The following is a 22765-nucleotide window of genomic DNA, read 5'->3' on the forward strand; positions in this document are numbered from 1 at the left end:
AGGATGTTAGCTCAGCTGGTTCAGAGCGCCGCCTTGACAGGGCGGAGGTCAGCGGTTCGAACCCGCTACGTCCTACATTCCGAAGGCTTGTATATCACCCGATATGCAAGCCTTTTTTCGTTTTGAATGCCCAACCGGCTGGTGAGAATTATCGTGCGTACCGAAAATGCGCAAATCTGTGATAAGTAATAATTTTAATAAGATGCGTTTTATTATTACCTTAAAATCAACTTAGGTTAGTGTTAGTTTGAATTGCTGATTGCACCAAGATTATGCTGGAATTAACCGAGCGCCAATGGTCGCTGTTTGACTTTGTAAAGGAAATGCACGGTGAGCAAAAGCGAAAGTACACAGGCGCACCATACTACACGCATTTGCTGAGCGTGGCCGACCGGGTGGAGCAATATGTGCATCAGGGTTACGAAACGGAAATCGCGCTCTGCCACGACCTCATCGAGGATACCGAATGCTCGCTGGCCGATCTTTCTGCAAAACTGATGAGCCTCGGGTATAGTATCACGGAAGACGAGGTGATCCTGGCCGGTGTGGACGATCTCACCGATAAGTACACGCATTTGAAATACCCGTCCCTGAACCGGGCTCAGCGAAAAGAGCTGGAAGGTGTGCGCATTATGGCTTCGAGGCCCATCGCCCAGACCGTCAAATACGCCGACATCATCGACAACATGCTTTCGCTCACCGAGCACGATCCCGGCTTCGCGCGAGTTTACGCACGCGAGGTGGACGGTTATCTATGGAAAATCAACCAGGGTAACCAGCAGCTTTACGCCGCCTGCTGCCAGCTTTTAATGGAAGTCAAATGGAAGCTGGGCGTGGATTTGAATTGATGATTGAAATGCATTGAACATAAAAAAGCCTGCTTCATCAGATGAGGCAGGCTTTCTTTATATCGGCGGCTTATTAAAGCGTCCGTTTCACTTCGCGAAGCTCGAAACTTTCGATGATATCGCCGATTTCGATGTCGTTGTAGTTTTTGACGCTCAAACCACATTCGTAACCGTTTCTTACTTCCTGAACATCGTCTTTGTAACGTTTCAGAGAGTCGATTTCACCCGTATAAAGTACGATACCGTCGCGGACCACGCGGATCTTGTTGTTACGTTTCACGTATCCGTCGGTTACGTAGCAACCTGCAATCGTTCCTACGCGGCTGATTTTGAATACCTCGCGGATTTCGATGTTTCCGGTAATGATCTCTTCGATCGTCGGAGCCAACATACCGGTCATCGCGTCTTTGATCTCCTCGATCGCCTGGTAGATTACCGAATAGTGGCGGATCTCGATCTGATCCTGCTCGGCCATTTTCTTCGCATTGGAAGAAGGACGAACCTGGAATCCGACGATGATCGCATCCGAAGCAATCGCAAGGTTCACATCCGATTCGGAGATCTGACCCACTGCTTTGTGAATGATATTCACCTGAACTTCCGAAGTCGAAAGTTGCAGCAATGAATCGGAAAGTGCTTCTACCGAACCATCCACGTCACCTTTCACGATGAGGTTCAACTCGCGGAAAGTACCGATCGCCTTACGACGGCCGATCTCTTCAAGGGTAATGTGCTTGCGGGTACGGATCGACTGCTCGCGCTGGATCTGCTCACGCTTGGTAGCGATGTCGCGGGCGTCGCGCTCATTTTCGAATACGTTGAAACGGTCACCGGCCTGTGGCGCGCCATTCAAACCGAGCAGCTGCACCGGCGTGGACGGACCTGCCGTTTTGAGCCTTTTCCCAAGGTAATCGGTCATCGCTTTCACTTTACCGAAATGCGCACCTGCCAATACCACGTCGCCGACTTTCAATGTACCCGTCTGAACGAGGATTGTCGTTACGTAGCCGCGGCCTTTGTCGAGTGATGCTTCCACCACTGTTCCAACTGCACGGCGGTTCGGATTCGCTTTCAGTTCGAGCAATTCCGCTTCTAGCAATACTTTTTCAAGCAATTCGTCGATACCCAATCCTGATTTGGAAGAAATTTCCTGAGTTTGGTATTTACCACCCCATTCTTCCACCAGGAGGTTCATATTCGCCAGCTCTTCGCGGATTTTTTCCGTGTTGGCACCTGGCTTATCTACTTTACTGAATGCAAATACAATCGGTACACCGGCCACCTGCGCGTGGTTGATCGCCTCGCGGGTTTGCGGCATGACGCTGTCGTCCGCTGCGATCACGATGATGACAACGTCGGTGATTTTCGCACCGCGGGCACGCATCGCTGTAAATGCTTCGTGACCCGGCGTATCGAGGAATGTTACCGGTTTGCCGGTTTTGGTTTTCACGCTGTAAGCACCAATGTGCTGCGTAATACCTCCTGCCTCGCCGCTGGCGACGTTTTCCTGACGGATGTAGTCGAGGAGCGATGTTTTACCGTGATCGACGTGACCCATGATTGTAACGATCGGTGCACGTTCTACCAGGCTTTCTTCATCATCCACCTCTTCGGTAACGTCATTCTGAACCTCTTCTTCGGCCGAGATGAACGCTACTTCGAAGCCGAATTCATCGGCGATGAATGTGATGGCCTCGGCGTCGAGACGCTGGTTGATGGATACGAACATACCCATGCTCATACACACCGATATTACTTCCTGAACCGTTACGTCCATCAGCGACGCGAGGTCGTTGGCTGATACGAATTCGGTTACGCGCAATACTTTTGTTTCTTCATCTCCGAAGCCGTTCGGATCGTTCTGATCACCGCGGTCGCGTCGGCGGCCTTTGCCTCTGGCCATACCTTTGGTGTTACCACCACCCATACGCGCCATTGTGGCCTTGATGTTGTCTGCAACTTCCTTGTCGGAAACTTCCTCGCGACGGTTGCCTCTGCGGTTGTTGCCGCCGGCATTACCGCTGCGGTTGCCTCCGCCCTGGCCGGGCCGTTGCTGTCCACCCTGCTGGTTACCACCTTGCGTTGTTCCAGGCGTATTAGGGCGGTTCCGGTTTGCATCGGTACCTGTATTGGTGGTGCCTGCGTTGGCATTTGCAGCCGCAGCGCCTTCTGCCGGACGGTTTTCGCCGGGGGCGGCAGCACCATCGCGGATTCTCTTTCTCTTTCTGCGACGTTTTTTATCGGCTGACGCATCGCTGGATGCAACAGGATCTTTCTTTTTATTTTTATCGGAAGGCAGCTCGATTTTTCCTACCACCCTCAAGCCTCTGAGCTGCTCACCGCGCGCTTCGATCAGCTGCGATTCGCCGCTTGGTTCCTCAGGTGTAGCGGCCGGCTGCGGCGCAACGGGCTCAGGTTTAGCGGCAACTGGCGCCGTTTCCTTCGGCTCAACTGGTTCCGGCTTGCTTTCGGCAGGGGCAGCCGGGCGTGGTTCTTCCTTCGCGGGAGCTTCTGCGGCCGGCGCTGCGGGGGCCGCAGGCGTTTCTTTCGCAGGGGCTTCCACCGGAGTTTCCTTCACAGGCTCTGGCTGAGCGGCTACCGGTTTCGGTTCTTCTTTCGCTACCGGCGCAGGCGCTGCTTTCGGGCTTTCAGCGACCACTTCCTTCGGTGCTTCCGGTGCAGGGCGTTCCTCCGGCGCCGCAGGTGGCTGTACTGCCGGCCGTTTTGCGTCGAGGTCGATCTTGCCGACTACCTTGATACCGGGAAGTTTATTTTCAAAAGCAGGCTCCGAAGCGGCTGGCTTTTCTTCCACCACTGGCTTTTCCTCGGCTTTTGGTGTATTTCTAAAATAGAGAATTCCCTCTACATCGCTTTTTACCTTGTCGTCCTTCACTTCAACAGGCGCTTCCACAGCAGGAGCGGCCGGTTTTTGCGTCAGGGACGACCTCAGCTCATTCGATTTGAAGTCCTTCGCAAGAAACTCAATTTGATCGGCATTAATTTTGGTATTCGGGTTACTTTCCACCTTATACCCCTTGGCAGACAGATGATCCACGATCGTAGTAATACCCACGTTGAGGATCCGTGCCACTTGGCTAAGGCGCATCATTTTATCTTCTGCCATATTAGCAATTTAGTAGAATAAGGTTTTGCATTGATTGCGGAGCTGTTTTGCGCAGCTCCACGGTTTTATTTTATTCAAATTCTTTCCGCAGGATATCCAGCACGTCCTCTACCGTCGCTTCTTCAAGGTCGGTACGGCGCACGAGTTCTTCCTTGCTCAGGGCCAGTACGCTTTTAGCGGTATCCAGACCGATTTTGTGCAATTCGTCGATGATCCACTCGTCGATTTCATCCGAGAATTCGGTCAGATCGACGTCTTCATCATTTTGTTCTTCGATATCGCGGAATACATCGATTTCCATTCCCACGAGCTTGCCCGCGAGCTTGATATTCTGTCCGCCCTTACCGATGGCCAGTGATACCTGGTCGGGTTTGAGGAACACGGATACGCGTTTCGCTTCGCGGTCGATCTGCATCGAGCTTACTTTCGCAGGGCTCAATGCGCGGCTGATGAGCAGTTCGAGGTTATCGGTGTAGTTGATCACGTCGATATTCTCATTGCCCAGTTCACGCACGATAGAATGGATGCGTGAGCCTTTCATACCAACGCAGGCACCCACCGGATCGATCCGGTCGTCGTAGGATTCCACGGCCACTTTGGCACGTTCCCCTGGTTCACGAACAACTTTGCGGACAGAAATGATTCCGTCGTAGATTTCCGGGATCTCCACTTCGAACAGTCTTTCAAGGAAAACCGGCGATGTTCTCGACAACGTGATCTTCGGCGAGCCGTTGTTCATTTCCACTTTATGGATCACCGATTTCACGGATTCGCCCTTGCGGAAACGGTCTTTCGAGATCTGCTCGGTGCGGGGCAGCGAGAGTTCGTTACCTTCCGAATCCACGATGATTACTTCATGTCTCAAAGTCTGATACACCTCTCCGGTGATCATTTCACCCACCTGATCCTTGTATTTTTCATACATGATCTCTTTTTCCATATCCTTGATCTTCTGGATCAGGGTCTGGCGGGCAGTTTGCACCAGGCGGCGACCGAATTCTACCAGCTTCACTTCTTCCGCCACTTCTTCGCCCACCTCGAAGTCGCTCTGTATTTTGCGCGCTTCGTTCAACGGTATTTTATTATATTCCCAGATGTCCTCGGAGTTGTCGTCTACGATCTCGCGTGTCCGCCACATTTCGAGGTCACCGCTTTCCGGGTTGATAATCACATCAAAATTATCGTCGGTGCCATATTTCTTGCGAATCATAGTACGAAATACCTCTTCCAAAACACTGATCATCGTGGGACGATCGATGTTTTTAGAGCTTGCGAACTCCGCGAATGACTCAATTAATATTCCGCTATCCATGGGTATGTTAAAGAATATTTGCTGATACTAAGTTATACATATTATATAATTGATCACAACCCGGAAGTGCGAATCCGGCCCTGTGGGTCTATTTAAAAGAGATTTCGATCAATGCCTTGGAAATGTCGTCCAGGGCGATCGTCCGAACCAGGGAAGCCTCGTCCACCGGTGTTTTCGGTTTTTTCTTGGGAGCTGGCAGCTGGATGGTGATATCGCTATCGCCGGCATCCGTGAGTGTGCCTTGCAGGATTTCGCCGCTTTTCAGCGTGATTTTCAGGTTCCGGCCTACGTTCTTTTTGTATTGGCGAGGCAGTAAAAGTGGCTGGTCAAGGCCTGGGGACGAAACTTCAAGTGTGTATGCCTGCGTGAATACTTCCAGTTCTTCGAGCTGCTTGGCGAGCCTGCGGCTGATGGACGTGCATTGCTGGATGGTAATACCTTCGTCGCTGTCCACCAGGATGGTTACTTTCTGACTCAGCTTGGATGGTTTAATCGCAATGTCAACCAAAAAACAGTCGCCATCTTCCAGGAGCGGGGCCAGCAAAACTTCTAGATGTTCCTTTACGGTCATGTATAAGCTATACAAATAAAAAAGGGGATTTAGACCCCCTCAATCAATCGATCAAAATAGAATTGGATGCAAATATAAAATTATTTTATCATTTCTACAAACATTACAGGATGTCTTCCAAATCGATATCCTTCACCTATTTTTGCGGAAAAATGGTCGTATTTACCAATGAAGGGACTTACAAGGATACTCTGGCTTTTGTACCAATGCTTTGCCTGCTATACACTGCTGATTTACACGCTGATACTGCTCGTTCCCTTCGGAGGCTGGCTGGCGGGGTTTATGATGATGTCGTTCCCGATCGTTGTGTTCATTCACCTCGTTTCGGTGCCGGTGTGGTTCGTGGTGGAACGAAAAAAGGCCATTCTTCCGCTGATCATGGTCGGCGCGGCGTGTTTTTTTCTTCCCAGGACTTATGCATTTAACAGCACCGCAGAAAATGTGACGGCGGCGGAAGGCGCGAAGGAGTTTTCAGTCATGAATTACAATGTGCACGTTTTCCAGCGAAACTCGGGAGCGTGGAAGAGCGAGGTTAAGAGGGAAATCCGGAAAATGAAGTCGTGGATCATCGATAGCCAGGCCGATGTCATTTGCATGCCCGAGTATTTCAATGACGACGAGTTGAAGGGCGTTTTGGACACTAGAAACTATTTCAGCGCCAACGGCTATCAATACAACGCGCTGCATTCACAAAAGAAACAAGGTAAGCGGAAGGGCTACTGGGGCCTCGCGGTGTTTTCCAAATACCCGATCGTGGCCGTGCGCGATACCGTTTTCGAAGAGCAGAACGGCATGATCCAGACGGACATTAAAGTAGGGGAGGACACGGTGCGCGTTTTGGCCCTGCACCTCTATTCCATGACCCTCCAACTCGGCGCGCTCGTTGCCCAGAAGGAAATGGACGGCATCAAACGGGAAGGACGCATTACTTTCGGTAAAATGAAAAACGGCTTCACGAGACGTGCAGCCGAATATGAAATCGTGCAATCCTGGGTGGACCAATCGCCGTATCCGTTGATTGTGTGCGGAGACTTTAACGAAGTGCCGTATGGCTACGTGTACGGTAAGCTGCGGAAGCACCTTCGCAACAGCTTCGAGGAAAAGGGAAGGGGATTTGGGTTTACCTACAACCAGATTCCCTATTTCATCCGGATAGATCACCAGTTTTACGACGACAGCCGTTTATCGCTCCACGCTTTCAGGACATTCTCCAAAGTCCCGTATTCGGATCATAATCCGATCATGGGAACATACACTGTGAAATAGGGGGGACAATCAGTACTTGACCTGCATGCTGTCCAGCTCATGCGTGTTGATGGTGGGCGGGAAAATGCCCTGTTCCAGCTTCCGTTTCACGAGCGCGCCGGTGTTGGCCGCATCTTGCTCTGTCGAAAACCCGCTCGTACCCGGTACTCCGGGAATGAATTTCTGCTCGACTACCGCCGTGGTATCCTCACGGATGACGTAACCCCACCCATGCTCTCCCTGCACCGTTTCAACGCTGAAACGGCCTTCGCCGCCCGGATTTCCGCCTTGTCCTTGAAAGAACAGGAAGTAAATCGCGGCTGCGAAGGCCGTTGCAAGTATTCCGATGATCAGGATGCTGCTTTTTTTGCGGATCACAGATCGTCGTCGTCGTTGATTGGTTGTGAAGGATCGAAGCCCCAGAAATCGTCGGTACCATTACCATTGCCGCTTGCGCTACCGGTTCCAAGATAACCGATCTTGCCAATTACGAATCCGCCCGCAAAACCGCGCTGCGTTGGGAATGAAGCTCTTTCTGTCCATGAGTTCGCGCCCGGATCGAATTCCCAAACGTCGGAACGGCCTTCTCCACCCACGATGTAAGACTTGCCGTCGATCACGAATGCAAGACCATAAGCGCGTGTCGGGAATGACTCCTGGTCAAAACCGGCTGCGAAATCAACGCGGGTCCAGTTACCCGCACCGGCGTTTCCGGCAGGGTCGAAGCTGTAAATGTCTTTGAACAACGTTCCGGAGTTGCTTTTTCCGAAACCTACATATGCTTTATCACCGATGGTGAATGCGATTGAACCAGTTCTCTTACCACCTTTAAATGTCGCCATTTCGGTCCATTTGTCGGTAGTAGGGTTGTATTCGTAGAAATCCTGGTAATAGTTGCTGCTGTTGTAGCCAAGGCCAACGTAAGCTCTGTCGTTCACCACGAATGAAGTTGCGAACTGGCGCGGGCCGCCGCCGAAGTCGGCGATCGCATCCCATTTGTTGGTAGCAGGATCGTATTCGTAGAAATCTTTTTTGTATCCATTGTCAACGGTACGGACATCGTCGAAGCCGCCGCCTACATAAGCTTTTCCTTTCAGCACGAACGCCGTTGCATTGTTACGGGCGGTGCCTGGGAATGGAGTGATTTGCGACCAGGTTTGTCTTTCGGCATTGTAAGCCCAAAAGTCTTTTGCCCGGGCAACAGCTTCGTTTGTATAACCAGTACCAATGTAACCTACGTTGCCAATCACGAAACTTACGGCGTTGGTACGGATCGAGCCTCCATAGCTAGGCAGATCTTTTCTGAACCAGTTTCCGAGTTTTGCGGACTCATCATCGTCTTTACAGCTCATCTGAACCAGGGCAGTGGAAGCGACTAGAAGGGCTAACGAAGTCTTTTTTAAGGTATTAAACATGAAATTATAGTTTGACGAATTGTTACAAATGAGTATTGGGTATTGTTAAATTCTTGCGGGTAAAGCCGTATTTCCATTCAGCACAAGCCTATCCGTAACCTAAATTTTTTGCAAACATAACATCTTGATACTGCTAAGTAAAATAATCAGAAATTTTTTGTCCAAAACTTTGTTCTGTCAGTTACTTTCAACGCGCATCGGGTTACAATGTTGCGCGTTTGCCGGTTCCATCTATTTCAGGATGCATTCCAACCACAAATGGTTTAAAATAGTCTCTGCACTTTTACGTTTCTTACCGGGTCTGCCACTAATCATCCGCCGGCCGCGTATTTGTTCAAAAGCGCTTTTGCTAACTCTTACGTGCGCATTTCGTTTTTTGTTGCAAACCCGGTTTTAGTTTCTTATTTATCCGAAATCATCGAATCATCTTGTAATTAAGTTTGCAACTGATATTTTTGCACTTTTTACTGTTCTTGCTCTAAATGAAATTTAAGCCTTATTCCTTCGGGAGGTCGTCCATAGTCAATAAGCTTCTGATCATAACCGGATTTGCGTTTTCTCTCACGGCATGTGAGTGGGGGGACGAAATTAAATCTCTCTCCCAACCGAATCCCGACGATTTCGCCGTGCTGATGTCCGATACGGTTACCATCCAGCTCTCGACGATGGCAGTCGACTCGGTCATGACAGGCGGGCCTGCCCGGATGCTTGCCGGTTCTTTTAAAGATCCCTATTTCGGTAAGGTGAAGACGATGACATTTTTCCAGCCTACCCGCAAAGAAGGGCTGGCCATCGCGAAGGAAGCCCAGTACGATTCGCTGATATTGTCATTAAAATATGACAACCGGTTCAGCTACGGCGACACCACGAAGCCGATGAACCTGACCGTTTACCGGTTGCTGACGGATATTACGGAGAAAAGTTCTTACTGGAACCATAATTCCACCGCCTACGACCCGAAAGCGATCGGGAAGGCTACCATTATTCCGCGTCCTACAACCACACAACAGCTCAGAATACGCCTTTCGGATGAAATCGGGAAGAAGGTCTTTGAAATAGCTCAGAATAATCAGTTTAACTCCGAGCAGGACTGGCTGGATATTGTGAAGGGATTGGGCCTTGCGTCGGCTCCTACGGACAATGGCGCAGTAGTCGGGTTCCGTACGGATAGCACCTCAGTGCAGCTTCACTACCACACGCCATTAGTGAGCGAATACAAAAAAGACTCGGCGGTATTCCCTGTCATTGGGCGGTACAACCAGATCGTGTCCGATCCGGCCGGCACCCAGCTCGCGAAGTTACCGACCAACAGAAGGTTATCGCTGCCCTCGTCCCAATCGGGCAATATGGCATTCATGCAGGCGGGAACAGGTGTAATGATCCGCGTCGACCTGCCATATCTTAGAAATCTGAAATACACGCAATACACTGCCATTAATAAGGCATTCCTGCGCATAAAACCGCTGCGTGCGTCGGTTACCGACCAGTACCGTGTTCCGCCGGCACTTTATCTGTACCGCGTGGATCGGAACAACCAGTTTTATACGGACGGAAATGGCGGCACATTGCCGATTTATATGCTCGGCGGACAAGTGCCTGTCAGCAGCCGTTACATCAGGGACCTAGTTAATAATGAAGAATATTACCTTTTCGACATCAGCTCATTCGCTACCGAGCTCATGATCTCGGAAACGAACGACGTCGGCGGCTTCGTCATCCGCAGCAGTCCCTACAATTCCAGCAGCTCGTTCCGCGATGCCAATACCGATTACAGCATGAATGTGAACAGGCTCGTGATTGGCGATCAGCGCCATTCGGAAAGAGGTGTGGAGCTCGAACTATTCTACACGAGAGTTAAGCCTAAATGATATATGTGATCCAGCAAAAAGGGGTGAGCGGCAACGCTCACCCCTTTTTGTTTTACATCACCACGCCGTTTTTGGGCAGGATTTTCTCGGGGATCTTGTCGGCTCCGATGAGTTGAAGCAGGTTGATCTCGATATTGCGCGAGAGCGATGTCATCGGAATGTCGTTAGGGCCGTTCTCAAATGGATTTTGCATGATATAGGCGATCCATTCCATGTAAAAGAACAGGAAAGAAATGGTGAACGTAATCGGGATCGCAATGCGACCGATGCTTTCCACGAGGCCCATTGGCAATACGAGTGTGAAAATGAATATCACCAGGTGTACAAAGAAGCTGTACTGCGTCGGGAAAATCGTGTTTTTGATCCGCTCGCATTTACCCATCGCGTCGCAGAGCCGCCGCATGGTATCGTCGACGTTCTGGTAAAGCAGCGTTTTCATTTTGCCCGCCTCATGCAATTCCGCCATTTTGAACTGAATGAGGTTGAGGATTGCATTGGGGATGTTGTCCTGTGCGGAAACATACTCGTGCTCCTCGGCGGTGAGGTGGAGGTCGGCGTACACCAGCACTTGCGTGCGGCGGAGCGAATTGGCCAGCGCATAGCACCAGGCGATCTGCAAATGGGCGATGTTCGAAACGAGCGCTTCTTTTTCTCCCGCAGGTGCTTCTATGAATGCGATAGCTTGCCGCACGAGTGTCCGGCTGTCGTTCACAATCTCTCCCCAGCATTTGCGGCCTTCCCACCAGCGGTCGTAGGCCGAGTTGGTCCGGAAACCGAGCAGCAGCGAGAGAGCGGTACCGAGAATAGTGGTAATGGAAATGGGGAAGGAAAGAAAATGCCAGTTCTGGTAACTAAACAGGTAAAAGACGAGCGTTGCGTAGGCGGTTACGGCAACAACTCCCACCCAAATGCCTTTGAGGAGCCGCCAGATCGAAAAGACCTGTTTTACGTACATGTGTTTCTATAATAAGTTCTTTACCAAAATATAAAAAAGCGGGCCATGGATGATTCCATAGCCCGCTTTTTAACTAAAACTATTTTTCGATTAATGCGCCGTTGCGTCGGCTGCATTGCCCGGTTTGGCAGGTTGGTTACCCTTTTTGGTCACGAGCTTCTCAATGGCCACAAACAGCACCGGTACTACGAAGATCGCCAGGGAAGTTGCGGCGATCATTCCTCCGAACACCGTCCAGCCGATGGTTTTACGCGATTCGGCCGCGGCCCCGCTTGCGAATGCGAGCGGAAGTACGCCGAGAATGAACGCCAGCGACGTCATGATAATCGGCCGCAAGCGCAGCTGCACGGCTTCGAGCGTTGCTTTCACGAGCTCCATGCCATTATCGACCCGCTCTTTGGCAAACTCCACGATCAGGATCGCATTTTTCGCCGCAAGACCGATGAGCGTGATCAAACCGATCTGCGCATAAATGTTGTTCGACAAATCCGGCAGGAATGTCAATGTAAGGATCGAGCCGAATGCCCCGATAGGTACCGCGAAAAGTACGGAGAACGGGATCGACCAGCTTTCATAAAGCGCTGCGAGAAAGAGGAACACAAACACGATCGAGATCGCGAAAATGGTGACTGTGCTATCGCCCGCTTTAATTTCCTCGCTACTCATCCCGGAGAACTCGTAACTATAACCGGCAGGCAGTTTGGCCGCCTCTTCACGCAATGCGGTGATGGCCTGGCCGCTACTGTAACCGGGTTTCGGCGTACCGTTGATTTCCACCGAACGGTAAATATTGTAGTGGGAAATCAATGCCGGGTTTTCCACCACGCGCGAAGTCACCAATGCGCTGAGCGGCACCATGTTACCGGCCTTGTTGCGGACGTAGAATTTCTGGATCTTGTCGAGCGACGAGCGGAAGCTGCTGTCGGCCTGCACCATCACGCGGAAGTTACGGCCGTAGAGGTTAAAGTCGTTTACATAACTGCTACCCAGAAGCGTTGACAATGAATTGAATACATCATTCACCTGCACGCCCAGCTTCTTGGTCTTGTCGCGGTCCACGTCGATCTGGTAACTTGGCGTCCTTGCATTAAAGAAGGTATAAGCCATCGCAATTTCGGGGCGTTTGTTTACCCTTCCGAGGAATTCGCGGGCAACTGCTTCGAATTGCTGGATGTTGTCGGTACTGGTCGATTGCTGTAACTGGAATGTGAAACCGGACGTTGCACCCAAGCCTGGAATGGCAGGAGGGGCAATGGCGAGCACGCGCGCTTCCTTGATGTCGGCCGTGCGTTTCTGGATTTCCTTGATCACCGCCTGCACGTGGTGTTCGGCACCTTTCCGGTCCGCCCACGGATGTAAGCTCACAAACATCGTACCCACGTTGGATTTGTTCGAGAAGCTGATCACGTTCAATCCCGCCAAACCACCGACCACTTTCACTTCGGGAATAGCGGATACGCGGCCCATAATGTCCTTAATCATCGCCACGTTGCGGGTGGTTGAGGTTGCTTCCTGCATTTCGTAGGTTACGAACAGACGTCCCTCATCTTCGACCGGAATAAAACCGGAGGGTTTGTTTTTGAACAGGAAGAACAATCCCACGAACAAGCAGACCATCATCACAAGTACCAGCGGAGTCGCTTTGATCCATTTGGAAACACCCCGCGTGTAGGAGCGTGAAACTTTATCGAACCAGCGGTTGAAGCGGTCGAAGAATTTTTCCAATGCATTCTTTTTATCATTCTCACCTTTGGAAGGACGCAGCATGATCGAGCAAAGCGCCGGTGTAAGTGAAAGGGCCACAAATGCCGAAAGCAATACCGAAACGGCGATCGTGATCGCAAACTGTTGGTAAAGGCGCCCCACGATACCCGGTACAAAACCTACCGGCACAAACACCGCCGCGAGGATGAGCGCAATCGCGATTACCGGGCCCGAAATGTCTTTCATGGCCTGCTCAGTAGCGGCGCGCGGCGACATTTTCTTTTCATCAATATAATGCTGCACCGCTTCCACCACCACAATCGCATCATCCACCACGATACCGATCGCGAGTACGAACGCAAAGAGCGTGAGCGTGTTGATCGTAAAACCGAATGGAATAAAGAATATAAATGTACCGATCAGGGAAACCGGGATCGCCAGGATGGGGATCAGGGTTGCCCGCCAGTTTTGGAGGAACAAAAACACCACGAGCACCACGAGGATCATCGCCTCACCGAATGTGTGCAATACTTCCTCGATGGACACTTTCACGACCGAAGCTGTTTCAACCGGGATCACATAGTCGATGTCTTTCGGGAAAGTTTTCTTCATTTCCGTCAGCGCCTTCATTACCCCTTCGTAGGTATCGAGCGCATTGGCGTCGGGCGCCTGGTAAATGAGCACGAATGCAGCTGGTTTTCCCGCCACGAATGCATTCACGCCGTAGTCGAACTTACCCAGTTCCACGCGCGCCACGTCGCGCAGGTACACCACACTTCCTTCCTCGGGAGCGGATCGTACGATGATGTTTTCGAACTGCTCCTTGGTATTCAGGCGGCTGTTGGTGAGTACGCTGTATTCAAATGCCTGCGCGCCGGGCTGAGGCGTGCCGCCGACGGTACCGGCCGCAATCTGCAAGTTCTGCTCCGCCAATGCCGCGGAGATGTCCGATGGCGTCATGCGGAGGTTGGCCAGTTTCTCGGGGTTCAGCCAGATCCGCATACCGAAGTCGTCGGCGCGGGATACAATGTCACCTACACCTTTTACGCGTTGGAGTGCGTCTTTCAGGTAAATGTTGGCATAGTTACCGATAAATTGCGCGTCGTGCGTGCCGTTCGGCGAATACAATGCCAGGGCGATCATGATGCTCGGCTGACGTTTGCGGACGGTCAGACCGAGGCGCTTCACCGCATCGGGCAAGGTAGGCTCTGCCACGCTCACGCGGTTTTGCACGTCGAGAGCCGCAATGTTCACGTCCGTACCCACGTCGAACACGACGTTAATGCTGCTCTGGCCGCTGCTGGTACTGTTACTCGACATGTAGGTCATGCCGGGCACACCGTTGATCTGCGTTTCAATGGGGGTTGTGGTCGTCTGCTCGACCGTCTGCGCGTCGGCTCCCGTGAAGTTCCCGCTAACGGTTACGGTAGGAGGGGTAACATCGGGATATTGGGCCACCGGCAGGGTGGTAAGGGCAATGAGCCCCACCAGGACCAGCACCACCGAGGATACTATCGCGGTGACCGGCCTTTTTATAAAAACATCTGCAATCATTTCGTACTGGTTTATGAAATAGTAAAAGGAACCGGCTGCTTATTGCTTCTTGGGAGCGCCGCCCTGAGCAGGCGCGCCTTCCTGAATCACTGCTCCTTCACGAAGGTTCTGAACTCCTTCCACCGCGATTTTCTCGCCTTCCTGCAAGCCCTCGCGGATAATAATGTTCGGGCCGATGGCAGTTCCGAGCACCACTTTGCGTTGGGTAACCTTGCTGCTGTCGCCCGCCACGTACACGAAGAATTCGCCCAGCTGCTCGGTAACCGCTTTGTAAGGGATCACGAGCGATTTCGAGCCGGCATTGTTCAGTACACGCACGGTTCCGCTCATGCCTGCACGAAGCTGATTGTCCTTATTGGGGAAAACGAGACGCGCCTTGATGCTACCTGTTTGCGGGTCCACGGCTCGGTCGAGCAGGGCGATTTTGCCGTGCGCGGGATAAATGTCGGTTCCGAATTTGAGCGAGAATGTCGAGTCGCTCGCTTTTTGCGACTTCATCAATGTGGTAAAGCGGTAAATCTCTTTCTGATCCACATTGAAATCGACGGCAAGCTGGCTGTCGGTCGAAACGGTATTGAGGATCGTTTGTCCTGCCGAAACGGGCGCGCCGACTTTTACGGCAGAAATGCCGATAATACCATCGAATGGGGCCATTACCTTGGTATAGCGCACACTCGTTTGCGAAGCCTTAATGCTCGCTTTGGCGGCGTCCACCTGCCGTTTGGCCACTTCCAGTGCCGCATCGGCATTGTCTACCAGCTGTTTCGCAACGGCGTCATTTTTTTCGAGTTCATGGTAACGGTCGGCGTCTTTCTGGGCGCGGGCGAGGTTAGCTTCCTGTACATTCAGGTTGGCCACGGCCTGGTCGTAGTTGGCGTCGTAAAGCTGTGCGTCGATCGTGTAGAGCAGCTGGCCTTTGCGTACGCGGGCGCCATCCGTAAAATGAATGCCGGTTACAAAGCCGGTTACCTGCGGGCGCAGTTCCACCTCGTTCAGCGGCACCACAGTTCCGGGGTATTCGTCGTAGTAGGATGCTTCCGAGGATTTAACTTCCGTCAAAGTCACCGGAACGGCCATCGGGCCGGTTGGCTGTTGCTGCTGATCTTTTTTGCCGCAGGAGAAGATCGTCAATGCAAGCAGGGCAGCGGAGTAATATTTTGTTGTATTTAAAAACATATCATTAAAATATTTTCTAATGGAAGCTGGTGTTAATGAGGGCCGTTGCTGGCCGGTTACTGGATATTGATCTGTCCGAGCGCTTTCTGAACGTCGATCTTGCTCGCCAGCACCAGGTACAATGCATTATAGTAGTTGATGCGCGCCAGACGCAGGTCTGTTTCGGACGTCACCACTTCGAGGTAGGTTTTAATGCCCGATTTGTATTGCAGCTGGATTACGTCATACACCTCGCGGGCCAGCTCCACATTTTCTTTCTGCGCGAGCAGGTTCGTGAGGTTGCCCTTGTAATTGGCCAATGCAGCCGCATATTCCGAGTTGACATTGTTTTGCAGTCCTTTCAAATCCCAGTCGAGGCGTTTGAGGGCCCATTCGGCCTGCTTCGTGTTGGCCTTGCGTTTACCGCCCTGGAAAATGGGTAGCGAGAGCGTCAGCAAGCCGAAGGAGTTCGGATAATTCTTGTTATAAAGGTCCGAAAACTGGTTGTTCTGGAAGTTGAGGTTGTAGGCGCCGTTCAGCGAAAGATTCGGCAGGTAGCTCCATTTATTGTATTGCAAATTGGCTTCCGCGAGTTTTTTCTGCGTCGCGAGGATCTGGTATTCGATGCGCGCGTTCAGGTCCACATTCTGCATCGTGTCGAGCGCGATCTCGCGTTCCATTTGCAGGGTATCATAGCTGATTTCCAGCGCTTTGTTCAGCGGATAGCCCATCAGCGTTTTCAGGTATTCCAATTTGGCCTTCAACACTTCGTCGTTGCTTTTCCTGTTCGCACGCGTGTTGTTGAGCGAAATGGTCGCCCTTTTGAAGTCGATCTTGTCGGTAATGCCGGACTTGTACTGGTTTTCGGCATCTCTGAGGCTGCGTTCGAGGCGTACAATATCTTCATCGGCTACCTTGATTTGCTGCGTGGTTGCGAGCACGTCGTAAAATGCCTTCGAAACATCCACAGCCAGGTCCGTTTTGTTGTTCACGGTGTTTTGGCTGGCCGCGAAAAGCACGTCGCCGCGGGTACGTTTCGCCAGGAGCACGTCGCGGTTGAAAATCTGCTGCGAGAGCGTGAACTGCGCCGCCGAAATGTTGTTAACCCCCAGTTTTACCGGGTTTCCGGCGATAATGCTCGTCTGTACGATGAAGTTGTGCTGCAAATTGTAATTAAAGTTGATCTGCGGGTACCAGTCGGCCAGTTTGGCGCGGACCTGGTTGGCGGTGATCTGCTCGTCGATCAGCGATTGCTGGATCGCTGGCTGGTTTTTGATGGCATAGGCAACCACGTCCTGTAACGTTGCCTGCTCTAACACCGGCGCTTCCCGGCTACTTTCCTGAATACCCTGCGCGAGGGCGGAACCGATAAAATTCAAAAAAAGGAATGCCGAGCTAAGCGCCAAACGCGTCGTTTTTTGTGGCTTAGACCAATAATTCATGTAGGTGTTAATTAGAATTTGGATAGAGATAACGTGCTTCTTGCTTGGTGATGAACAAGTTGCATAATTGGAAAAAAGTAAGAAAAGGATCAGCTGTCCGTAGGAAGGAACTGGATCTTGACCCCGGAAAAGAAAGGATTGAGCGGCGTTAGCATGGCCTGTGGGTTTAAGAAATTTTTTGTAAACAATCGGTGACATTATGCTTCTGCGTATAAGCAGCCCCGTTGTCCGATTGTACTTATTAAGGATTAAAATGCGGGAATAGTTTCCGATGCGTTTGAAAAAAATGGGTAGTGCACCATGAATTCTTTAAAATGTTTAATTTTTAAAGAGAATTGTGCTCTAATGGGACGTTTCAAAGGCATCAGCACTGTGTAAAATTTACGCATTGACCGTTACCCGGCAACCTGCGTTTGCTCCGGCCAGATTTTTTCTATCACCCAGGCGAAGATGATCACGAGCGCACAGCCGATCAGGTTTAGCCAGAGGAATGCCGTGAGGTCGATCACGTAGCTTGCGATCACGAACATTTCTCCGATAATGCTTCCCCAGAATACCGCCCGGCTGCCGATGTTTTTGAAATAGAATGCTACCAGGAATATTCCGAGAATTGTACCGTAGAATAGCGATCCAAGTATGTTCACGGCTTCGATCATACTACCCAGGCGCGAGGCATATTGCGCCACCGCAATGCAGAAGATACCCCAGAAAACCGTCGCCCAGCGCGAGGCGGCCACGTAGTTCCGGCCGTTTTCGTCTTTGCGGATTATCCTTTTATAAATATCGACGATCGTGCAGGATGCGAGCGAGTTGTAAGCTGCTGCGACGGAGCCCATTGAAGCGAGCAGGATCACCGCAATGAGCAGTCCCACCATGCCCACGGGCAGGTAGTCGATCACGAATCGGAGGAAAATGTAGTTCACGTCGTTGGTATCGCCGCCATTCGCTTTGGAAAGCACGGCGGTAGCTTCCTTCCGAACGTCTTTTACTTTACTTTCCAGGTCGGCAAGTACGGTTCTGGATGATGCAATCGCCTGGGCATCGTCCTGGCGGATGGCTTCGGTCAAGGCCATCACATGCGGGCGCTTCACGGCCTGGATCTCGGCATGTTGTTTTTCCAAAGCCGCATATTCAGCAGCATAGGGAGTGGATTTGACCTGATCCACAGCCGTTTGATTGAAAAACAGCGGCGGCGCCGTAAACTGGTAGAATGCGAACACCAGCACCCCCACGAGCAGGATGAGGAATTGCATGGGTATTTTGAGCAAGCCGTTCATGGCCAGTCCCAATTTGCTTTGTCCCTGCGAACTGCCGGTAAGAAACCGCCCTACCTGCGACTGATCGGTGCCGAAATAGGAGAGTTGGAGAAAGAACCCGCCGATCAGCCCGGACCATACATTATATCTGTTGTTGAGGTCGAATGTGAAGTCGATCAGGTTCACTTTACCCATTTTGCCGGCCACATGCAGCGCATCGGTGAACGAAACCTGCCCGGGCAGGAACTTGACCACCATCACACCCGCCACCACCATGCCGATGGTGATAATGCCCATTTGCTGCAAATGTGTGTGCGAAACGGCCCGCGAGCCGCCGAGAGTAGTGTAGAGGATCACTACGCCTCCGGAAATAATGTTGGTCCATGTAATATCCCAGCCCAAAATGGCCGATAGTATCAGAGACGGGGCATAAATGGAAAGCCCGGTGGATAAACCGCGTTGCAGGAGGAACAAAAATGCCGTGAGAGCGCGCGTGCGCAGATCGAAGCGACCTTCCAGGAATTCGTAGGCCGTAAAGATTTTCAACTTCCCGAATTTGGGAACGAAAGTCACGCAAAGTACCACCATCGCAAGCGGCAGGCCGAAATAGAACTGCACAAACCGCATTCCATCGGTGTAGGCCTGCCCGGGCGCCGAAAGGAAGGTGATTGCGCTCGCTTGGGTAGCCATGAGCGACAATGTCACATGGTACCAGGGCATAGACTGCCCAGCAAGCAAAAAGGAGTCCATCGTGTGCTTTTCACGACTCCGGTAGATCCCATAAAAAACAACAAACAGCAGGGCAAGAGAAAGAACAATCCAGTCGAGCGTGCTCATTGAAAACGGGTCATAAATAAATAGAAGAGGACAATTTGCAATGCGAGCATGCCAATGAGTAGAATGTAAAGCTGTTTCCAGCTATTCACAAACGGGGGCAGCCCGTCGCGGTCCTGCGAGCTATTTTCTTTTATGATCATGGGTCGGGTTGAGAGGTTTAGTGCTGAAAAATGGCCGGGTATTGTACCACAAGCAAAAGTAGAACGGTTTTGAGTTACTTTTAGCATGTAAAAATGTTAACGAAGCGTTAACGGTAGGCATATGGGCAGCAAGGCGAAGGAACGGAGCAGCTGCGTGGCCAGACACAGAAAGCAGGCCGATCGGGCGTGTTAAAACCCCAAACCGGCCTACCGAAAGATAAAAAATTCGTGCGTTGACGAGTGCCTAGCTGGCAGTTTCGTTGATCAGCCGGTCGACGCAAATGCTCAGGCTATCGCGCCAGTAGGGGATCGAAATGCCGAAAGTACTTTTGATTTTCGATTTGTCCATGACCGAATACGCTGGCCGCACGGCGCGCGTCACATATTCGGAGGTTTTCACAGGATTGAGTTTGACGGAAGTTTCGCTGAGGTCGAAAACCGCCTTCGCGAAATCGTACCAGGACGTAACGCCTTCGTTGCTGTAATGGTAAATGCCGTAGGATGTATTGCCGGACTCGATGATGTCCAGAATCGTAGTGGCAAGGTCGATGGCGTAGGTAGGAGAGCCCACCTGATCAACGATCACCCCCAGCTGCTCGCGCTCGCGGCCCAGTCGCAGCATTGTTTTTACAAAGTTGTTACCGAATTCGGAGTAAAGCCAGCTTGTGCGGATGGTGTAATGCTCGGGAAGGATCGCTGCGATAGCGGCTTCGCCTTCGAGCTTAGTCAGGCCGTATATATTCTCGGGTTCCGCCGGATCGGTTTCTGAAAGCAATTTGGGCACATTTCCTTTGAAGACGAAATCGGTGGAAACGTGAACAAGTGCCGCCCCGTGTTTCCGGCAAACCTCGGCAATGTACGCTGCGCCGTCGCGGTTCACCTTCCGGCATGTATCCACATCGTCTTCGGCCTTGTCCACGGCCGTGTAAGCAGCGCAGTTGATCACGAATTGCGGCTTTTCGGTGGCGAGGAGTTGGTCGAGCAGGTCCTTATCGAGGATATTGGCGAATTCTTCGGAAGGGAATGAAATATCGGTGAGATTACGTTCCGTTGAGACTTTTTTAAGACAGCTTCCCAGCTGCCCCGAGGCACCTAATACAACTATTTTCATTGAGAATGTTTAAAGGACGTTCGTTGCAAAGATAGGGAATGCGGTAGCTGGTGACTGTTTTGGCCGGCCATTATTTTTGTAAAATGCTTTTATAAAACAAATGGCGCCAGTAGCGCCATTTGATCTGCATTCATTTTGGATACTGTAATTATTACTGCCCGCGTCCGAGAACCATCACCTGTACGGTCCTGAATATGAGCTGAACATCATCAAAAACACTATATGATTTAAGGTATTGAAGATCGTATTTGAGCCGCTCTACGTTTTTGGCCACGGTGTCGGCATAGCCCACATTGATCTGGCCGATGGATGTAATGCCCGGTTTAACAGTCAGCAGGCGCTGAAAATCGTGCGGAGCGGCTTCCATCAGCATGTCCACGTCGTACTTGTACAATGGACGCGGTCCTACCACCGACATTTCGCCTTTCAGCACGTTTATAAACTGCGGAAGCTCGTCAAGACGGGATTTGCGAAGGATACGGCCAATCGGCGTGATGCGCGGATCGTCGTCGCCCTTGGAATGCTGCAATCCCATTTTATCTGCATCTACGCGCATGCTGCGGAATTTGTAAATGTAGAACAGTTCGCCCCAGCGACCCGAGCGCTGCTGTTTGAAAAACACGGGACCCGGCGAGGATATTTTAATGGCTGCCCAAACCAGGAAGAACACCGGCGCGCCGAGGATCATGACGATGACGGAGAATATCAGGTCGAAAGCTCTTTTAACCGTTTGCTCATTCAAGCTGGAAAAAGGCTTGGTGTTGATCTGAATAATCGGATACATATCGTGGTACTCGATGGTCGCCATGTTGGTTACAAAGCCACGGAAGTCGGGGACGAGGCGGATTTGGGTGCGTTGGCGTTCGCCCATTTTGATCACCTCTCTAACCTGCTCATCCGTCATTTCGGACAGACAACAGTATAGGTAGTCGAGCTGCTTGCCTTTGACCAATGACTCAATTTCGTCGATACCACTGCCGGAATGCTCGCTTGGTTGTAACATTCCGTAGTAGCGATAGCCAAGCTCTTTACGGTCGTTGTAGAATTCTCTTATAAGCTGGGCCAGTTCCCCTCTGCCAACAATCGCATAACGATTAAAATTGTATCCTGCCTGGCGGTACATTTTGAGGAAGATCACCACGGCGGCCCTGCTGAGGGTCGATGTCGCCACGAAGAAGCAATACGTCATCAGGAATTGGTACCGCGAATAGTCTTCCCCCTGCTTAGTCAAATATAGAAATGCAGTAATCACTGCCGCATGTACCGTCACCGCTTTGAGAAAGGCGGCCAGCTGCGTATTAAAATGATAAGAAAGCCGTGTAAAAAGATATGTTTTGAAGATGTGGATCGTGAAGATCCAAACGAGGTTTGCTACCAGAAGCAAATTGATGTACTCATTTTCCAGAAAGCCGTCTACATTATCGAACCGGAGCAGGTAGGCAACGAAGAAGCATAAGTTGAGGAGAGCGACGTCCAACCACAGATGTACCTTGGGCAGGAGGCCTGGATAATGGTTTTTCATAAGATGTTAACGTTGAGTAGATTTTGCGTCGTCGTTGTCGCCCACACTGGATTAATGAAAGGAGAAAACGATTCGATACGCGAAAGCAATGTTAAAACAATAATGCCAATATTCCTAACCGACTACTGTAAAAAAATCCAACTATATCGTAATCGCTATCAAATATCCTGACATTGTGCTACACTGGGTTAGCTAAATGCGACATCAAAATAATCGACGTCCTTCGAAAAGGGATGTAAGGCCGGGAAATGGCATAAATCGAAAGACAATTATGGCCACAGATTAATTTATGCCATTTCCATTTCGAGGCGAAATTTGTAAGGAATTAGCGCACAACGCCCAAAAAGCTAGGTTTGCAAGTAATTTTTTCTTGGAAATGTTCAATTCTGGTGAATTGCTTATATATGACTGGTAGTCATAACAATCAAGTTATTCTTTGATGTAACCGATTTTAGGTTTTTTAAAGGAATGGGAAAATCAAATTTTTACAAACTTGTAGAAATAATTTGTATTATTCATGTTTTATTGCGACATTTGTGTCGTAATAAAAAGTAGCTACTTATCTGAGTGTTGAATGGACGTGGAGACTGGGACTTTTCCGAATCACTTCCTTAGTTAGATTTTGTCGAAGGCCGTTTGGGGTCATCGCATTGAAGATTGCGCTGTCGTTAAGACCGGCGGAGTTGCGTACAGGCTTATGCCCGTT

16 protein-coding genes and 1 tRNA gene are annotated in these 22765 nt (G+C 50.9%); 4 read left to right on the forward strand and 13 right to left on the reverse strand.

All coding sequences use genetic code 11. The annotated features are described in order from the left end of the window. Positions 1-75: transfer RNA gene (locus tag DFER_RS00150), tRNA-Val, on the forward strand. A gap of 197 nt (positions 76-272) precedes the next feature. Next, entirely contained in the window at positions 273-848 is a 576-nt protein-coding gene (locus DFER_RS00155) for a metal-dependent phosphohydrolase (RefSeq protein WP_012779651.1), read from the forward strand. Between the two features lie 73 nt (positions 849-921). On the opposite strand, the gene infB is transcribed toward DFER_RS00155, so the two are convergent. From infB to rimP, 3 genes are all read right to left on the reverse strand, one after another. Continuing rightward, complete coding sequence (gene infB, locus DFER_RS00160) at positions 922-3972, reverse strand: translation initiation factor IF-2 (protein ID WP_012779652.1); 3051 nt, start codon at positions 3970-3972, stop codon at positions 922-924. 70 nt (positions 3973-4042) lie between these two features. Continuing rightward, positions 4043-5284, reverse strand: a complete 1242-nt coding sequence (nusA, locus tag DFER_RS00165) for a transcription termination factor NusA (protein WP_012779653.1) — start codon at positions 5282-5284, stop codon at positions 4043-4045. Positions 5285-5372: 88 nt separating this feature from the next. Then, positions 5373-5855, reverse strand: coding sequence for a ribosome maturation factor RimP (rimP, locus tag DFER_RS00170; protein WP_012779654.1), 483 nt, complete (start codon positions 5853-5855; stop codon positions 5373-5375). A gap of 168 nt (positions 5856-6023) precedes the next feature. On the opposite strand from rimP, the gene DFER_RS00175 reads away from it, so the two are divergent. Continuing rightward, positions 6024-7121 carry an endonuclease/exonuclease/phosphatase family protein gene (locus DFER_RS00175; protein ID WP_012779655.1) on the forward strand — a complete coding sequence of 366 codons (1098 nt, stop codon included), beginning with the start codon at positions 6024-6026 and terminating at the stop codon, positions 7119-7121. 9 nt (positions 7122-7130) lie between these two features. Here DFER_RS00175 and DFER_RS00180 read toward each other — a convergent pair whose 3' ends face one another. Next, on the reverse strand, positions 7131-7478 hold the full coding sequence (locus tag DFER_RS00180) for a DUF4907 domain-containing protein (RefSeq protein ID WP_012779656.1): 348 nt from the start codon (positions 7476-7478) through the stop codon (positions 7131-7133). Beyond that, on the reverse strand, positions 7475-8515 hold the full coding sequence (locus DFER_RS00185) for a Kelch repeat-containing protein (RefSeq protein WP_012779657.1): 1041 nt from the start codon (positions 8513-8515) through the stop codon (positions 7475-7477). The genes DFER_RS00180 and DFER_RS00185 overlap by 4 nt, the downstream gene beginning before the upstream one ends. A gap of 482 nt (positions 8516-8997) precedes the next feature. Between DFER_RS00185 and DFER_RS00190 the strand changes: the two genes are divergently transcribed. Continuing rightward, complete coding sequence (locus tag DFER_RS00190; RefSeq protein ID WP_012779658.1) at positions 8998-10383, forward strand: DUF4270 family protein; 1386 nt, start codon at positions 8998-9000, stop codon at positions 10381-10383. A 52-nt stretch (positions 10384-10435) separates the two neighbouring features. On the opposite strand, the gene DFER_RS00195 is transcribed toward DFER_RS00190, so the two are convergent. The 8 genes from DFER_RS00195 to DFER_RS00225 all read right to left on the reverse strand — a co-directional run bounded on the left by DFER_RS00195 (position 10436) and on the right by DFER_RS00225 (position 22059). Continuing rightward, positions 10436-11338: a bestrophin family protein gene (locus DFER_RS00195; protein ID WP_012779659.1), complete on the reverse strand. Its 903-nt coding sequence runs from the start codon at positions 11336-11338 to the stop codon at positions 10436-10438. Positions 11339-11428: 90 nt separating this feature from the next. Beyond that, the gene (locus DFER_RS00200) at positions 11429-14596 is read right to left on the reverse strand and encodes an efflux RND transporter permease subunit (protein ID WP_012779660.1); all 3168 of its coding nucleotides are present in this window, start codon (positions 14594-14596) and stop codon (positions 11429-11431) included. A 39-nt stretch (positions 14597-14635) separates the two neighbouring features. Further along, positions 14636-15772 (reverse strand): efflux RND transporter periplasmic adaptor subunit, encoded by a 1137-nt coding sequence (locus DFER_RS00205; protein ID WP_012779661.1) that lies wholly within the window; start codon positions 15770-15772, stop codon positions 14636-14638. Positions 15773-15828: 56 nt separating this feature from the next. Further along, positions 15829-17193 (reverse strand): TolC family protein, encoded by a 1365-nt coding sequence (locus tag DFER_RS00210; protein ID WP_012779662.1) that lies wholly within the window; start codon positions 17191-17193, stop codon positions 15829-15831. Between the two features lie 395 nt (positions 17194-17588). Beyond that, the gene (locus tag DFER_RS00215) at positions 17589-19286 is read right to left on the reverse strand and encodes a sodium:solute symporter family protein (RefSeq protein ID WP_012779663.1); all 1698 of its coding nucleotides are present in this window, start codon (positions 19284-19286) and stop codon (positions 17589-17591) included. Beyond that, positions 19283-19426: a hypothetical protein gene (locus DFER_RS29995; RefSeq protein ID WP_012779664.1), complete on the reverse strand. Its 144-nt coding sequence runs from the start codon at positions 19424-19426 to the stop codon at positions 19283-19285. The genes DFER_RS00215 and DFER_RS29995 overlap by 4 nt, the downstream gene beginning before the upstream one ends. A gap of 244 nt (positions 19427-19670) precedes the next feature. Next, a complete protein-coding gene (gene rfbD, locus DFER_RS00220) occupies positions 19671-20537 on the reverse strand; it encodes a dTDP-4-dehydrorhamnose reductase (RefSeq protein ID WP_012779665.1) in 867 nt (288 codons plus the stop codon). Between the two features lie 151 nt (positions 20538-20688). Then, on the reverse strand, positions 20689-22059 hold the full coding sequence (locus DFER_RS00225; RefSeq protein WP_012779666.1) for a sugar transferase: 1371 nt from the start codon (positions 22057-22059) through the stop codon (positions 20689-20691). Positions 22060-22765 lie beyond the last annotated feature (706 nt).

It is taken from the genome of Dyadobacter fermentans DSM 18053 (assembly GCF_000023125.1).
GTDB classification, from domain to species: Bacteria; Bacteroidota; Bacteroidia; order Cytophagales; family Spirosomataceae; genus Dyadobacter; species Dyadobacter fermentans.

Coding starts and splice junctions, on each gene's coding strand:
- rimP (WP_012779654.1), bottom strand. CDS start 5,855: ATGACCGTAAAGGAACATCTAGAAGTTTTGCTGGCCCCGCTCCTGGAA.
- DFER_RS00200 (WP_012779660.1), bottom strand. CDS start 14,596: ATGATTGCAGATGTTTTTATAAAAAGGCCGGTCACCGCGATAGTATCC.
- rfbD (WP_012779665.1), bottom strand. CDS start 20,537: ATGAAAATAGTTGTATTAGGTGCCTCGGGGCAGCTGGGAAGCTGTCTT.
- DFER_RS00155 (WP_012779651.1), top strand. CDS start 273: ATGCTGGAATTAACCGAGCGCCAATGGTCGCTGTTTGACTTTGTAAAG.
- DFER_RS29995 (WP_012779664.1), bottom strand. CDS start 19,426: ATGATCATAAAAGAAAATAGCTCGCAGGACCGCGACGGGCTGCCCCCG.
- DFER_RS00215 (WP_012779663.1), bottom strand. CDS start 19,286: ATGAGCACGCTCGACTGGATTGTTCTTTCTCTTGCCCTGCTGTTTGTT.
- infB (WP_012779652.1), bottom strand. CDS start 3,972: ATGGCAGAAGATAAAATGATGCGCCTTAGCCAAGTGGCACGGATCCTC.
- DFER_RS00190 (WP_012779658.1), top strand. CDS start 8,998: ATGAAATTTAAGCCTTATTCCTTCGGGAGGTCGTCCATAGTCAATAAG.
- nusA (WP_012779653.1), bottom strand. CDS start 5,284: ATGGATAGCGGAATATTAATTGAGTCATTCGCGGAGTTCGCAAGCTCT.
- DFER_RS00195 (WP_012779659.1), bottom strand. CDS start 11,338: ATGTACGTAAAACAGGTCTTTTCGATCTGGCGGCTCCTCAAAGGCATT.
- DFER_RS00210 (WP_012779662.1), bottom strand. CDS start 17,193: ATGAATTATTGGTCTAAGCCACAAAAAACGACGCGTTTGGCGCTTAGC.
- DFER_RS00205 (WP_012779661.1), bottom strand. CDS start 15,772: ATGTTTTTAAATACAACAAAATATTACTCCGCTGCCCTGCTTGCATTG.
- DFER_RS00225 (WP_012779666.1), bottom strand. CDS start 22,059: ATGAAAAACCATTATCCAGGCCTCCTGCCCAAGGTACATCTGTGGTTG.
- DFER_RS00175 (WP_012779655.1), top strand. CDS start 6,024: ATGAAGGGACTTACAAGGATACTCTGGCTTTTGTACCAATGCTTTGCC.
- DFER_RS00185 (WP_012779657.1), bottom strand. CDS start 8,515: ATGTTTAATACCTTAAAAAAGACTTCGTTAGCCCTTCTAGTCGCTTCC.